The 1,092-nt window shown below is 47.0% G+C and carries 1 protein-coding gene; it reads right to left on the bottom strand.

Going from position 1 to position 1,092, the window contains the following annotated elements; translation table 11 throughout:
- A partial coding sequence (locus ACS8FD_RS16355) for a heme lyase CcmF/NrfE family subunit (RefSeq protein ID WP_439276619.1) occupies nt 1-1,092 on the bottom strand: 1,092 nt, incomplete at both ends.

Here is a 1,092-nt window from a genome sequence, read left to right as displayed (position 1 = left end):
AGCAGTTTGTTGTCCCCAATAACTAAGACGCAGTTGGCCCAGTCCGCTGATCATATTCGGTGCATTCTTGGTTTTATCTTTGAAATCGATAACCATCCATAACAGTACCCAAAAGCTTACTGCCAAGGTCACACCGATATTTAGCATAGATGATGGATGAACAAAGTAAGCGATGATCGCCGCCAATATCAGACTACTGGCTGCGATGACCATACCAACGCCAAGCAGTGGACGCTTGTCTTTTTTCCAGCGAATATTAGAGCCCATGCCCATAGCAAGCAGTAACAACCAAGTCAAAGGTACAAACAAAGCGTTAAAGTAAGGAGGGCCGACGGATACTTGACCTAGATTAAAAGCATCCGCAATAATTGGATAAAGCGTACCTAGCAGGACCACTAAAGTGGCAATCAAGATAATGGCGTTATTAATAACCAAAAACGACTCACGTGAGACCAGCTGATACTGACTCTCAACCGTCAAGCGCCAGCCACGTACTGCAAACATCAACAGTCCACCGCCCACGATGATGCCAAGGATGACTAGAATAACTAAACCACGCGTGGGATCGGCTGCAAACGAATGAACTGAGGTAATGACACCAGAGCGTACCAAAAATGTCCCTAGTAGACTCAATGCAAACGCAAAAATCGCTAGCATAATTGTCCATGCTTTAAATACACCGCGCTTCTCAGTCACTGCTAACGAATGTAATAACGCTGTACCAGCAAGCCATGGCATGAGCGACGCGTTTTCTACTGGATCCCAAAACCACCAACCACCCCAGCCAAGCTCGTAATAAGCCCACCAAGACCCTAAGGCGATACCGATGGTCAAAAACCCCCACGCAGCTAGCGCCCAAGGGCGTGACCAGCGTGTCCATACTGCATCCAAGCGCCCTTCCCACAGCGCCGCCATACAAAAAGCAAAGGGTACAACCATACCCACATAACCCATATATAGCATGGGTGGGTGAATAATCAGACCAAAATCTTGTAATACTGGGTTTAGATCCGCACCATCAACAGGTATGTTTGGCAAAGTGCGGTTAAATGGCGATGAAGTGAAAATCAGCATCGCTAGCATCATCATTTG

It is taken from the genome of Psychrobacter sp. 1U2, from assembly GCF_051847575.1.
This window is presented reverse-complemented; position numbering and strand designations above follow the sequence as displayed.